Raw genomic sequence first — 14,325 nt, 5'->3', positions numbered from 1 at the left:
GAGAAGACATGGAATTTCTGAACGCCTTTTCCCATCTTGACTGGACACAGGTGCTGCACCTGACCTGGCAGCACATCACCCTGGTGGGCATCGCCGTGATCCTGGCCATCGTGGTCGGCGTGCCCCTGGGCGTGCTGATGACCCGCTTCCCGACCCTGGCCGGCCCGCTGCAAGCCAGCGCCACGGTGTTGCTGACGGTGCCGTCCATCGCCCTGTTCGGCCTGCTGCTGCCGTTCTACTCCAAGTTCGGCCAGGGTCTGGGACCGATGCCGGCGATCACCGCGGTGTTCCTCTACTCCCTGCTGCCCATCATGCGTAACACCTACCTGGCCCTGACCGGGGTCGAGCCCGGCATCCGCGAAGCGGCCAAGGGCATCGGCATGACCTTCGGCCAGCGCCTGCGCATGGTCGAACTGCCCATCGCCGTACCGGTGATCCTCGCCGGGGTGCGCACCGCCGTGGTGATGAACATCGGCGTGATGACCATCGCCGCCACCATCGGCGCCGGCGGCCTGGGTGTACTTATTCTGGCTTCCATCAGCCGCAGCGATATGTCGATGCTGATCGTCGGCGCCGTGCTGGTCAGTCTTCTGGCCATCTTCGCCGACCTGCTCCTGCAATGGCTGCAACGCACGCTGACTCCAAAAGGACTGCTCAAATGATCGAACTTCAAAACCTGACCAAGACCTTCCAAAGCAACGGCAAGACCATCACCGCCGTTGATTCCGTGAGCCTGACCGTCAACGAAGGCGAAATTTGCGTATTCCTCGGCCCGTCGGGCTGCGGTAAAAGCACCACGCTGAAAATGATCAACCGCCTGATCAAGCCGACCTCGGGCAAGATCCTGATCAACGGCGAAGACACCACCGACCTGGATGAAGTGACCCTGCGTCGCAACATCGGCTACGTGATCCAGCAGATCGGCCTGTTCCCCAACATGACCATCGAAGAAAACATCGTGGTCGTGCCCAAGCTGCTGGGCTGGGACAAGCAGAAATGCCACGACCGCGCCCGCGAGCTGATGAGCATGATCAAGCTCGAACCCAAGCAGTACCTGCACCGCTACCCGCGTGAACTCTCGGGTGGCCAGCAGCAACGGATCGGCGTGATCCGCGCCCTGGCCGCCGATGCGCCGCTGCTGTTGATGGACGAGCCGTTCGGCGCGGTCGACCCGATCAACCGCGAGATGATCCAGAACGAGTTCTTCGAGATGCAGCGCGCGCTGAACAAGACCGTGATCATGGTCAGCCACGACATCGACGAAGCGATCAAGCTGGGGGACAAGATTGCGATCTTCCGTGCCGGCAAGCTGCTGCAGATCGACCATCCGGACACCTTGCTGGCGCACCCGGCAGACGAGTTCGTGAGCAACTTCGTCGGCCAGGACAGCACCCTCAAGCGCTTGCTGCTGGTCAAGGCCGAGGACGCGGCGGACAACGCGCCGTCAGTCAGTCCGGAAACCCCGGTGGCCGATGCCCTGGAGCTGATGGACGAACACGACCGCCGCTACGTGGTGGTGACCGACGGCGAGAACAAAGCCATGGGTTACGTGCGTCGCCGCGACCTGCACCGCCAGACCGGCACCTGTGCCCAATACCTGCGCGAGTTCAACGCCACCGCAGCCTATGACGAACACCTGCGCATCCTGTTGTCGCGGATGTACGAGTTCAACCGTTCGTGGTTGCCGGTGATGGACGCTGATCGCGTGTTCCTGGGTGAAGTGACCCAGGAGTCGATTGCCGCTTATCTGAGTTCGGGGCGATCACGCGGGATGAAGACCAATATCGTCTCGCCGGCTGAGGCTGTAGTCGCGTAAAAATACAAAAACGGTGGGAGCGGGCTTGCTCGCGAAAGCGAAATGTCACTCAGCAATGATGTGACGGTAAAAATGCCTTCGCGAACAAGCCCTCTGCCATAGGCCTCGTGTAACTTCATCGGCACTCGCAGCCGGAAAAAAATATCAACAGCGCCACCCGTAAAAACAGACCGACTGTACTTTGCAAAACAGCCAAAATACGCCTCACGCCACCCTCTCGCCGCCAACGTCGCCGATGTTGACGCCATCACACTTGCCTGCGACTTAGCGCACAAAAGCTTCGAACGTGCAGGTATTTTTAACACTGGAAAAATCCTGGGGAACATCTGTCCGTCATCTCGGTCGGCTACAAAGAGTGATATCGATTACGCAGGTCAGACGCGTGCAAAAACGCGACATTTTTAGTTGATCTCAGGCCCCTCACGCCCTAAAGTTCGCGCCGAACGTCCATGCTGGAAACGATCCATCCGGCTCAAGTACTGACGACGAGACAGCAAGGCCAAGGGCAGCGCCCCATGGCCTTTTTGCTTTCGGCGACATGCCTTGGGAAGTAGGCGAACCAAAGTGGGGATACGGAGGACGTTCATTTGCACCCATTGATCAATTTAGTTTGCCAGTAGGAGTTCCCAGCATGTCGATCAACGTCGAAGACTATTTCGCGCGCGCCACTTTTGACAAAATGAAGGCGTTCGCCGACAAGCAAGAAACCCCGTTCGTGGTGATCGACACCGCGATGATCAGCCAGGCCTACGATGACCTGCGCGCCGGTTTCGAATTCGCCAAGGTGTATTACGCGGTCAAGGCCAACCCGGCCGTCGAGATCATTGACCTGCTCAAGGACAAGGGCTCGAGCTTCGACATCGCCTCGATCTACGAGCTGGACAAGGTCATGGACCGTGGCGTCAGCGCCGACCGTATCAGCTACGGCAACACCATCAAGAAATCCAAGGACATCCGCTATTTCTACGAGAAAGGCGTGCGTCTGTTCTCCACCGACTCCGAAGCCGACCTGCGCAACATCGCCAAGGCCGCACCGGGCTCGAAAATCTATGTGCGGATCCTGACCGAAGGCTCGACCACGGCTGACTGGCCCCTGTCGCGCAAATTCGGCTGCCAGACCGACATGGCCATGGACCTGCTGATCCTGGCCCGTGACCTGGGCCTGGTGCCTTACGGCATCTCGTTCCACGTGGGTTCGCAACAGCGTGATATCAGCGTCTGGGACGCGGCGATCGCCAAGGTCAAAGTGATCTTCGAGCGCCTGAAGGAAGAAGACGGCATCCACCTCAAGCTGATCAACATGGGCGGTGGCTTCCCGGCCAACTACATCACCCGCACCAACAGCCTGGAAACCTACGCTGAAGAAATCATCCGTTTCCTCAAGGAAGACTTCGGTGACGAACTGCCGGAAATCATCCTCGAACCAGGCCGTTCGTTGATCGCCAACGCCGGGATCCTGGTCAGTGAAGTGGTATTGGTGGCGCGTAAATCCCGTACCGCCGTCGAGCGCTGGGTGTACACGGATGTGGGCAAGTTCTCCGGCCTGATCGAAACCATGGACGAAGCCATCAAGTTCCCGATCTGGACCGAGAAGAAAGGCGAGATGGAAGAAGTGGTCATCGCCGGCCCGACCTGTGACAGCGCCGACATCATGTACGAGAACTACAAGTACGGCCTGCCCCTGAACCTGGCCATCGGCGATCGCCTGTACTGGCTGTCCACCGGCGCCTACACCACCAGCTACAGCGCGGTGGAGTTCAATGGCTTCCCGCCGCTGAAATCGTTTTATGTTTAAGAGCAGTAGCAAGCTGTAAGCGACAAGCTGCAAGAGAGGAGCCCATGCATCGACATGGGCTTTTTTTCGTCTGTCGCTTTTACCGACGCCTGGTCTTCAGCGCCTAACCAGGCCAGCGCAGCCTCGTGCCTCGGCAGCGGCTACGGGCTTAGTTGGGCGGCGCGCTGTTGGTACTCAGTGGCCAGGGCGCGGATTTGCGGGTGGGTGGCGCTGAGCAGGGCGCGGTGGGCGACGCTGAGGAATTTCAGGTTGCCACCCGCCAGGGCCTGGCGCAGCCAATGCAGGGCATCGTCGATACGACCGGCGTCGGCCAGCACCGCCGCGTAGCTGAACTGCCCGCGAAAATCGCCGCCCTCGGCCGAGCGGCGGTACCAGTCTCGGGCCAGTTCCGGGTCGGCCGGGCAGACAATCCCCTCTTCCAGGTACCGCCCCAGCAGGTTCATGGATTTGGCATGCCCCAACGCCGCGGCCCGGCGATAACAAGCCAAGGCCTGCGCCTGGTCCTGCGGCACGCCGCGCCCGGTGGCCAGCAGGTTGGCGTAGTTGTACAAGCCCCAATCCAGCCCGGCATCGGCCGCCTGGCGATAATGGCCGGCAGCCGCCAACAGGTCGGCAGTACAGCCCCAGCCATGCTCCGCGCAACGCCCGAGCATATTGCGCGCCATCAGGTGCCCACGCCGGGCCGCGATTTCAAACCAGCGCACGGCAAGCGCCTGATCCTGCTCGATGCCCAAGCCGTCGAGCAGGATCTGCCCGAGCAACGCCTGGGCGTCGAGCACTTCGGCCTTGGCCGCGATCAGCACTGCCTGGGCCGCGCGGGCCGGGCTGTGGTCGAGCATGGCGCGCAGTTGCTCGCCGTCGAGGACTTCCTCGCGCCGCAGTTGATAGCTCACGGCCTACACCTCGACCCAGCGCCGCAACAGGTTGTGATACGTGCCGGTCAGGCGAATCAGCGACGGATGATCAGGAACGTCCCGGGTCAGCGCCTGGATCGCCCCGTCCATCTCGAACAGCAGCGCACGCTGACTGTCTTCACGCACCAGGCTCTGGGTCCAGAAGAATGAGGCATAGCGGGCACCCCGGGTCACCGGGTTGACCTTGTGCAGGCTGGTGCCGGGGTACAGCACCATATCGCCGGCCGGCAGCTTCACCTGCTGGGTGCCAAAGGTGTCCTGGATCACCAGTTCACCGCCGTCGTAATCCTCGGGGTCGCTGAAAAACAGGGTCGACGACAGGTCGGTGCGCACCCGCTCGGGGCTGCCCTTGGGCTGGCGCACCGCGTTGTCGATATGAAAATCGAAACTGCCACCGGCGCTGTAGCAGTTGAGCAACGGCGGGAACACCTTGTGCGGCAGCGCCGCCGACATGAATAGCGGGTTGCTCCACAGCCGCTCGAGCATCGCCGCACCGATCTCCTTGGCCAGGGGGTGGCCTTCGGGCAGTTGCAGGTTGTGCTTGGCCTTGGCCGACTGGTAACCGGCGGTGATCTTGCCGTCGGCCCAATCGGCCTGCTCCAGGGCCTGGCGAATGCGCAGCACTTCTTCGCGAGTGAACAAGCCGGGAATGTGCAGCAACATGGCGAGGTACCTGAAGGTCGAGGATCAGCGATGATATTGATTCTTATTGACGCTGTAAAACCGGCATGACGGATGAGTTCGTAAAAACCGTAAAGGGAAATTGTAAAGAATGTAAATTTAGTGCGAATGGAAACATTTCGCAATTGATACAGATACTTGTTTCTCCTATATTCCGCGGCCTCAAATCCTTGGGGAGGGGAATAAAATGTCACGCCAACTACCACTTTCTGCTGTCAGTTCACCGCGTCTGCTTGCCTCTGCAATTGGCGTGGCGCTCAGCGCCGGCTCTGCGGCCCACTTGGCCCAGGCGGCTGAAGACACCAATAAGAAAACCTCGGGCAATGCCATTTCCCTGGACGCCACCGCCATCACCGGCGAAGCCCAGGAGCCCACCTCCTATCAGGTCGAAAAAGCGTCCTCGCCCAAGTACACCGCGCCGCTGATCGACACCCCGCGCTCGATCACTGTTATCCCCCAGCAGGTTCTCAAGGACACCGGCGCCCTCTCCATGCAGGATGCGCTGCGCACCGTGCCCGGCATCACCTTCGGAGCCGGCGAAGGTGGCAACCCACAAGGTGACCGTCCGTTTATCCGCGGCTTCGACGCCCAGGGCGACACCTACCTGGACGGCGTGCGCGATACCGGTTCCCAGAGCCGCGAAATCTTCGCCGTGGAGTCGATTGAAGTCAGCAAAGGCCCGAACTCGGCCATCGGCGGACGTGGCGCCGCGGGCGGCAGCATCAACCTGGTGAGCAAGAAAGCCCACCTGGGCAACAGCTTCGACGGCGGATTCACCTGGGGCTCGGACCAGACCCAGCGCTACACCCTTGACGGCAACTACCAGTTCAGCGACAGCGCCGCCGGTCGCCTGAACCTGATGAGCCACGAAAGCAACGTCGCCGGGCGCGACAAGGTCAACTACGACCGCTGGGGCATCGCCCCGTCCCTGGCCTTTGGCCTGGGCACCGATACCCGGGTCAACCTCGACTACTACCACCTGCAAAGCGACGACCTGCCGGACTCGGGTATCCCGTACACCATTCCGGCCGGGGGCGGCAACGCGCGGACCAAAAGCAACCCGGACAAACCCTACGCCGGGGGCGACAGCAGCAACTTCTACGGCCTGACCGATCGTGACTTCCGCAAGAGCCGGGTCGACACCGCGACCTTCGCCATCGAACACGACCTGAGCGACGCCCTGACCATCAAGAACACCCTGCGTCACGGCACCAGCATGCAGGACTACATCCTCACCCAGCCCGACGACAGCCAGCGCAACGTCAACAACGGCAGCGTATGGCGCCGGGCCAACACCCGGGTGAGCAACACCGCCACCACCACCAACCAGACCGATCTGTTCGGTGACTTCTATGTGGCTGGGTTCAAGAACAGCTTCGCCACCGGCATCGAGTTCAGCCACGAGGAAAGCAAAAAATCTTCGTACAACGTCGACACCGAAACCACCCCGTTGGTCGCCGGCAACCCCAGCGTCTGCACCCCGGGCAGCATCGGGCTGCCCAGCAACTACAACTGCACCTCGCTGAGCAACCCGAACCCGGATGACCCGTGGAATGGCGCGATCTCGCGCAACTACGCCGGCACCGACACCTCCAGCAACACCCGCGCGCTGTATGTGTTCGACACCCTGGAACTGTCGCCGCAGTGGCTGGTGAACATGGGCCTGCGCTACGACCACTTCGACACTCAATACCGCACCTACGACAACGCCGGTGCCACCGTGGTCAACAACGGCGTGCCGGCCAAAGGCAAGGACACCAGCGAGTTCATCACCGGCCAGTTCGGCCTGGTATGGAAGCCCACCGAGCACGGCAGCATCTATGCCTCCTACGCCACCTCGGCCACCCCGCCGGGCGCGACCCTGGGCGAAGGTCAGGAAGGCAACCCGCTGGGCGGCACCACCGACCGCAGCCGTAACGTGCTCAGCAGCGACATGGAGCCGGAAACCACCAAGAACTACGAGCTGGGCACCAAGTGGGACCTGCTCAATGATCGCCTGTCGTTGACCGCCGCCATCTTCCGCACCGAGAAGGAAAACGCCCGAGTCCAGGTCAACACCACGTCCTACGAGAACGTCGGTACCACCCGGGTCGACGGACTGGAACTGTCGGCCAGCGGCAAGCTCACCGACAAATGGCAGGTGTTCGCCGGCTACAGCTACCTGGACGGCAAACAAATCGACGGCGGCCCACTGGGCAAGGCCAACGATGGCAACCAACTGCCCAACACACCGAAAAACAGCGCCAGCCTGTGGACCACCTATAGCCTGACGCCAAAACTGACCGTCGGCGGTGGTGCGTTCTATGTCGACGACGTCTTCGGCAGCGTGGCCAACACCACCATGGTCGATTCCTACGTGCGCTACGACGCCATGGCCGCCTACAAGCTGACCAAGAACGTCGACCTGCAACTCAACGTGCAAAACCTGACCAACGAAACCTATTACGACAAAGCGTTCAGCACCCACTTCGCCAACCAGGCGGCGGGGCGCACCGCGCTGCTCAGCACCAACGTTCACTTCTGATGTAGGCGCTGCCGCAGGCTGCACCAGGGGCGTGAGTTCACTCAGGTTCCCTGGCCTGCAGACTCGGCCAAAGGCAAAAACCCCACACATGGCAATGTGTGGGGTTTTTGTGTGTAAAAAAGAATGCTTCTCGACAACTCACGGCATAATGCGCGCCGTGTTTCTTACTTTTGAGCAACAAGGCAGGTCGATGTGTTGAAGAAAACCCTGTTCCAGCTGCACTGGTTCTTCGGTATCAGCGCGGGTCTGGTTCTGGCCCTGATGGGCATCACTGGCGCAAGCATGTCGTTTCAGGACGAAATCCTGCGACTCATGAACCCCTCGGTGCTGCAGGTCGAGAAACGCCCTGCCGGCGTGCTGCCACCGGCCGAGCTGGTGGCCAAGGTCGAGGCTGCCGAAGGCAAGACCGTGTCCATGCTCTGGGTCGAGACTGACAGCGGCAATGCCGCGCGGGTGTTCTTCACCCCGCCACCGGGTGAACGCCGTGGCCAGATGCGCTACTTCGACCCCTACACCGGCGAGTTCCTGGGCGACGCCGTGGGCCAGGACTTCTTTGGCCTGATGATGCAACTGCACCGGTTCCTGGCCATGGGCGATACCGGCCGGCAAATCACCGGTGCCTGCACCCTGATCCTGATTTTCTTCTGCCTGTCCGGCCTGTACCTGCGCTGGCCACGCCAAGTCGGCAACTGGCGCGCCTGGCTGACCCTGGACTGGGCCAAGAAAGGCCGGGGCTTCAACTGGGACCTGCACGCCGTGGCCGGCACCTGGTGCCTGGCGGTGTACCTGCTGGCGGCGCTGACCGGTTTGTCGTGGTCCTACGAGTGGTACAGCAACGGCCTGAACAAACTGCTCTCCGACACCCCCCACAGCGAGCGCAAGCGAGGCGGCCGTGGCGCGCCGCCGCCCAAGGGCGAAGCCCCGGTGGCCGACTACAACGCCCTGTGGAGCAGCCTCTACAGCAATGCCGGCAAAGACCTCAACGCCTACAACATCCGCATGCCGCCAGTGGCCGGGCAACCCGCCACGGTCTACTACCTGCTCAAGACCTCGCCCCACGAGCGCGCGCTGAACCAGTTGCAGATCGACCCGGCCACCGGCGCGGTCAGCCTGCATGAGCGCTACGCCGACAAGAGCTTTAAAGCGCAACTGCTGACCAGCATCTACGCCCTGCACGTCGGCAGCTATTTCGGCCTGGCCGGGCGCATCATCCTCGCCGTGGCCTCGGTGCTGATGCCGTTGTTCTTTATTACCGGCTGGCTGCTGTACCTGGACCGCCGACGTAAAAAACGCCAGATCAAGGAGGCCCGCAAAGGCCTGGCCAACAGCAGCGACGACAGCGCCGCGTGGCTGATCGGTTTTGCCAGCCAGAGCGGTTTTGCCGAACAACTGGCCTGGCAGACGGCCGGGCAATTGCAGGCCGCCGGGCTGCCGGTGAACGTCCAGCCCCTGGCCAGCATCAGCGAACACGACCTGCAAGGTGCGAGCAATGCCCTGTTCGTGGTCAGCACCTTTGGCGACGGCGAAGCGCCGGATAGCGCTCGCGGTTTCGAACGCAAGGTACTGGGCCGCACGTTGTCGCTGGACCACCTGAACTACGCGGTGCTGGGCCTGGGCGACCGCCAGTATCAACACTTCTGCGGCTTCGCCCGGCGCCTGCACGGCTGGCTGATGGAGCACGGCGGCAGCACCCTGTTTGCCCCGATCGAAGTCGACAGCGGCGACAGCTACGCCCTGCGCCATTGGCAGCAACAACTCGGGCAACTGACCGGGCAAGCGCCGGTGGACCTATGGCAGGCCCCGGCCTTCGACAACTGGACCCTGACCCGGCGCGAGCTGCTCAACCCTGAAAGCCGTGGCTCCGGCGTCTACTTACTGGGGCTGACTGCGCCCAGTGCCAGCAGTTGGCTGGCGGGCGACCTGGTGGAAGTGATGCCACGCAACAGCCCCTGGGCCGTGGAATTCTTCCTGAGCGGCCTGGGCCTGGATGGCGAGAGCACCGTACAGATCGACGGCCTTCAGGAAACCCTGTCCCAGGCCCTGGCCAACCGCCAACTGACGGAAAACCGCAGCCACCTGGTGGGCCTGCACGCCCAGGCCCTGGTGGATGCCCTGGTGCCGGTGACCCTGCGCGAATACTCCATCGCCTCGATCGCCAGCGACGGCGTGCTGGAGTTGCTGGTGCGCCAGGAACGCCACCCCGACGGCAGCCTGGGCCTGGGCTCCGGCTGGCTCACCGAACACACAGCCGTGGGGTCGGCCATCAGCCTGCGCGTGCGGCGCAACAGCGGCTTCCACCTACCGGCCGAACCCTGCCCATTGATCCTGCTGGGCAACGGCACCGGCCTCGCCGGCTTGCGCAGCCTGCTCAAGGCGCGAATCGCCGACGGCCAGCAACGCAACTGGCTGCTCTTCGGCGAGCGCAATGCCGAACACGACTTCTACTGCAAGGACGAACTCCAGGAGTGGCTGACCGGTGGCGACCTGGCGCGCCTCGACCTGGCCTTCTCCCGCGACCAGGCGCAAAAAATCTACGTCCAGGACCGCCTGCGCGAAGCCGCGCCGGAACTGAAAAAATGGCTGGCCGACGGCGCCGCAATCTACATCTGCGGCAGCCTGCAAGGCATGGCCTCAGGCGTCGACCACGTGCTCAACGAGGTACTGGGGGCTGAAGCCGTGGAGCGCCTGATCGAGCAAGGGCGCTATCGGCGGGATGTGTACTGACCGAGCGCACCAGGGGCGAGGGAGCACGGTCGCGAGCCAGTGCCCGTTGACCGGAGGGAATGGCGGTGCAGCCATTGGGGCGGCTACGCCCCCCAGCGCGAGCAAGCTCGCTCGCCACAAAAGCAGCGCGGGGTCCTTAGGCTCCTGGCTTGGCAACTGGCCCCCTGTGGCGAGGGAGCTTGCTCCCGCTGGGCCGCATAGCGGCCCCAACCCGGCCAACGCGAAACACCTGCCGCACCGCATTGGCCGGCTTGCGGGTACTGAGTATTTAGAAGGCTGGCTGCCCGAGCGAAAGCAAACACCCTCACCACAACCGCTCACTGCACGCTGAGTTTCACTTCAACTCGGCGAACGGCGATTGCCATCCAACAACGCCTCCACCACACCGCGCGCCATCTCCACCGAATGCACCAACGACCAGATCAACCCACGCTCGATACCACTGGCGTGCTCGGTGATCTCATCGGACACCTCCTCGGCAGACTTGAGCAGCATGGACACATGGATCAACGCTTCTTCGGCACTGATACCGGGGCGCACGCTGAAGGGGTTATCGGGGCCTGCTGGGCCGGCCGCGGTGGGTAGCAGAGTTGAGATCAACGAGCCGTTTACGCCGGTATTGGCCAGGGCATGGCGCACTCTTTCATTAGCCCGGTCATGTTCCGGATTTCGGCGTGAGAAAGGGCGAGTAACAGGCGGATCGGGGACGATCTTTTTCATGGTGTAGCTCCCGAGCAATAGAGCCTTCACCCACCGCTGCTAAACGAAAGGTGGCGGCTGGACGCGGGTTAGCAGACCAGGGCTCAGGAACCCGGCGCACCCGAAGGTGCCCCACGTACAGCCGCCATAACAAGCTGGCCAGAATGAAATCCGGCCAAGGAAGAGATAGCGCTTATACGTCTGAGACTTATCGAGCTGCTAAACCCGATCACTGAACATTCAGTGACGAACCGAGCCTAGTGAGCTAAGTACCCAGCCGCAAGCGAAAGAGAGTCTCTCGGAAACCCCTTACAAAAGAAAGAGAAATGCCCTTCTTTAACCGCTCAAAAAGTCTGCGCTAAGCCTGCCAAATAAAGTCATACACCCCAGAAATGAAGGAGTGGAATATCTGATCGGACACTTATCAAGCGACTTTCTTATCCGGCCCAATACCCTACCTGTGGCGAGGGAACTTGCTCCCGCTGGGCCGCATAGCGGCCGAGAGGAAGCAAGCGCCTTCGCCACGAAAGAAGGGTCTCAGTTAGGGAAACAACAATTGCCGCGAACAAGAAATCCACCACTCCAGCGGCCATCTCCTGTGCAGACATCAACGATGCATATCTGCCAACGCTCAATACTAATGGCGCGCTCGTAGTTCTCGGGATGGAGCCATCACGAACTGACGTTGCGATACGTTAGGGAGGCGGTTGCACGTCGGCTAGCAGACCGATCCGAGGACACCGGCGCACCCAAAGGCGCCCCACGTACAACCGCCATAACAAGGTGCTGCATATGAAATGCAGTGCTGATGGCTCCGCTTGCGACTTGACCCGGGCTGCTAGACCCGATCACTGAAGTGCAGTGACAACCCGAGTCTAGCCAGCAGGTCTCCAACCTCAAGCGAAAGAGAACCTTTCGGAAAGCCCTTACAAAAGAAAGAGAAATGCACTTCTTTTAGCGCTAACCAAGGCTGCACTTACATTACAAAACCCCACAACCGACCCGCCGCGGCCCGAGCCTATCGGCAGCAGCTACAGGGAGCGATGGGATGGCCTGATACCTATACGGTGTAGCGGGAAGACATGCCCGCCCAGCGCCAGCTGGCGGCAGCCCGATTTTGATCTACCCGCCCCTTCGGCAGGCCGAGTGGAGGTGTTCATCAGGGGATTGGCGCGTAGCGCCCCTCGACGCAGTCGAGGACATCGCTAGTAGCGATGCCCCCTGAGGGACGCCGGAACGAGGGAACCCGAGCGCAGCGAGGGCCGTACGCTCGGGGCGAGACCTTTTGGGTACTTTTGGCTGGGCCGGCATTCCGGGCGTTTGCCAAAAGTACCTCGCCGTAAGGGCGAAACCCTAAGCCGCCGTTACCGCAGCAACGGATATGCACCCCTACCCCCCCCAAAGAACGGGGCCGGCTATCAGGCCGCCCCGCCCCCCGCCGGCGCCAAAGCCAACTCCCCAACTTCAGGCCGCTTCACCACCGCATACACCACCGCCGTAACCAAACTCCCCGCCACAATCGCCAGCAAATACAACAACGCATGATTAATCGCATTCGGAATCAGCATCACAAACAACCCCCCATGGGGCGCCATCAACTTGCAGCCAAAATACATCGACAACGCCCCGGTCAACGCGCCCCCGGCAATACTCGCCGGAATCACCCGCAACGGGTCCTTGGCCGCAAACGGAATCGCCCCCTCGGAGATAAAGCACAACCCCAACACAAACGCCGCCTTGCCCGCCTCACGCTCGCTTTGGGCAAACTTGCGCCGCGCAATAAAGGTCGCGATCCCCAGGCCAATCGGCGGCACCATGCCCGCGGCCATCGCCGCCGCCATCGGTGCATAACTCTGGGACGCCAGCAGCCCCACCGAAAAAGCGTAGGCCGCCTTGTTGATCGGCCCGCCAAGGTCGACGCACATCATCGCCCCCAGCACCACGCCCAGCAGGATGGCGTTGGTGGTGCCCATGCTGTCGAGGAACTGGGTCAGGGCCGAGAGCATGCCCGCCACCGGCTTGCCCACCACGTAAATCATCACCAGGCCGGTAAACAGGCTGGCGAACAACGGGATGATCAGGATCGGCTTCAGCGCTTCCAGGCTCTGGGGCAGACGCACATATTGGCTGAGAGCCTTGGCCGCATAGCCGGCGAGGAAACCGGCGACGATGCCGCCGATAAAACCTGCGCCAAGGGTACTGGCCAGCAAGCCGCCGATCATCCCCGGCGCCAGGCCCGGACGGTCGGCAATCGAGTAGGCGATGTAACCCGCCAGCAGCGGCACCATCAGTTTGAAGGCGGTCTCGCCGCCGATCTGCATCAAGGCCGCCGCCAGGGTGCCCGGCTCCTTGAACGCGGTAATGCCGAAGACAAAGGACAGGGCGATCATCAAGCCGCCCGCCACCACCATCGGCAGCATGAACGAGACCCCGGTCAGCAGGTGCTTGTAGACCCCGGTCTTCTCTTGCCGAGCCGGCGCCTGGGCACCGCCTGCGGCCGATTCCACCTGGCCTTCGGCCAAGGCCTTGTGCAGCGTGGCCTCCGCTTGCTTGAGGGCAATGCCGGTGCCGCAGCGGTAGATTTTCTTGCCGGCAAAGCGTTCGGTGGCAACTTCGATATCCGCCGCCAACAGCACCACGTCGGCCTGGGCAATAGCCTCCGCGCTCAATGGAGTACGGGCGCCGACCGAACCTTGGGTTTCGACCTGCAACTCGTAACCCAGGCGTTTGGCCGCCTGTTGCAAGGCTTCGGCGGCCATAAAGGTGTGGGCGACCCCGGTCGGGCAGGCGGTGACCGCAACGATGCGCGGCGCGCTGGCGGCCACTGTCGCAACCGGCTCAACGCTGGCCGCGGCCTCGCTGTACAGCTGGGCCTCTGCGGCGCCACGGCGCAGCACCGCGTCCACATCCTGCAAGGCCTGGGACGGTGTGCTGCGGTAAACCCGCTTGCCGACAAAACGCGCCATATCCAGCGGCCCGGTGCTGACCACCAACACCCACTCGGCCGCTTCCAGGGTGGCCGCCGAGAGTTGGCGTTCCGGGTGCGCCTCGTCGTGCACTTCGACGCTGGTGCTCCAGCCCTGGCGCTGCGCCGCAGCGTCGAGCAGCCGGGCGCACAGCACACTGGTGACCATGCCGTTGGGGCAGGCAGTAACAATGGCTAACTTCATGT

Annotated in this window: 9 protein-coding genes; 5 read left to right on the top strand and 4 right to left on the bottom strand. The window is 62.3% G+C overall.

What is annotated here, in order from left to right; translation table 11 throughout:
* Nucleotides 1-8: 8 nt before the first annotated feature.
* From MF4836_RS07400 to MF4836_RS07390, 3 genes are all read left to right on the top strand, one after another.
* A complete protein-coding gene (locus tag MF4836_RS07400; protein ID WP_078469806.1) occupies nt 9-662 on the top strand; it encodes an ABC transporter permease in 654 nt (217 codons plus the stop codon).
* Nucleotides 659-1,816 (top strand): osmoprotectant ABC transporter ATP-binding protein OsmV, encoded by a 1,158-nt coding sequence (locus MF4836_RS07395; RefSeq protein WP_078469805.1) that lies wholly within the window; start codon nt 659-661, stop codon nt 1,814-1,816. The genes MF4836_RS07400 and MF4836_RS07395 overlap by 4 nt, the downstream gene beginning before the upstream one ends.
* Nucleotides 1,817-2,447: 631 nt before the next feature.
* Nucleotides 2,448-3,611 carry a type III PLP-dependent enzyme gene (locus MF4836_RS07390; RefSeq protein WP_020297087.1) on the top strand — a complete coding sequence of 388 codons (1,164 nt, stop codon included), beginning with the start codon at nt 2,448-2,450 and terminating at the stop codon, nt 3,609-3,611.
* Nucleotides 3,612-3,751: 140 nt separating this feature from the next.
* Here MF4836_RS07390 and MF4836_RS07385 read toward each other — a convergent pair whose 3' ends face one another.
* Complete coding sequence (locus MF4836_RS07385; protein ID WP_078469804.1) at nt 3,752-4,504, bottom strand: tetratricopeptide repeat protein; 753 nt, start codon at nt 4,502-4,504, stop codon at nt 3,752-3,754.
* A gap of 3 nt (nt 4,505-4,507) precedes the next feature.
* Nucleotides 4,508-5,188, bottom strand: coding sequence for a Fe2+-dependent dioxygenase (locus MF4836_RS07380; protein ID WP_078469803.1), 681 nt, complete (start codon nt 5,186-5,188; stop codon nt 4,508-4,510).
* Nucleotides 5,189-5,393: 205 nt separating this feature from the next.
* Between MF4836_RS07380 and MF4836_RS07375 the strand changes: the two genes are divergently transcribed.
* Together MF4836_RS07375 and MF4836_RS07370 are read left to right on the top strand one after the other, a co-directional pair.
* Nucleotides 5,394-7,730, top strand: a complete 2,337-nt coding sequence (locus MF4836_RS07375) for a TonB-dependent receptor (protein WP_078469802.1) — start codon at nt 5,394-5,396, stop codon at nt 7,728-7,730.
* Between the two features lie 192 nt (nt 7,731-7,922).
* Nucleotides 7,923-10,454, top strand: a complete 2,532-nt coding sequence (locus tag MF4836_RS07370) for a PepSY domain-containing protein (protein ID WP_078469801.1) — start codon at nt 7,923-7,925, stop codon at nt 10,452-10,454.
* 339 nt (nt 10,455-10,793) lie between these two features.
* Here MF4836_RS07370 and MF4836_RS07365 read toward each other — a convergent pair whose 3' ends face one another.
* On the bottom strand, nt 10,794-11,174 hold the full coding sequence (locus MF4836_RS07365) for a DUF6124 family protein (protein ID WP_078469800.1): 381 nt from the start codon (nt 11,172-11,174) through the stop codon (nt 10,794-10,796).
* A gap of 1,397 nt (nt 11,175-12,571) precedes the next feature.
* Nucleotides 12,572-14,323: a PTS fructose-like transporter subunit IIB gene (locus tag MF4836_RS07360; RefSeq protein WP_078469799.1), complete on the bottom strand. Its 1,752-nt coding sequence runs from the start codon at nt 14,321-14,323 to the stop codon at nt 12,572-12,574.
* Nucleotides 14,324-14,325 lie beyond the last annotated feature (2 nt).

The sequence above is a fragment of the Pseudomonas sp. MF4836 genome (genome assembly GCF_002018875.1).
In the GTDB taxonomy this organism is placed as follows: Bacteria; Pseudomonadota; Gammaproteobacteria; order Pseudomonadales; family Pseudomonadaceae; genus Aquipseudomonas.
The sequence above is the reverse complement of the archived record's forward strand: the minus strand, read 5'-3'. Positions and strand labels throughout refer to the sequence as shown.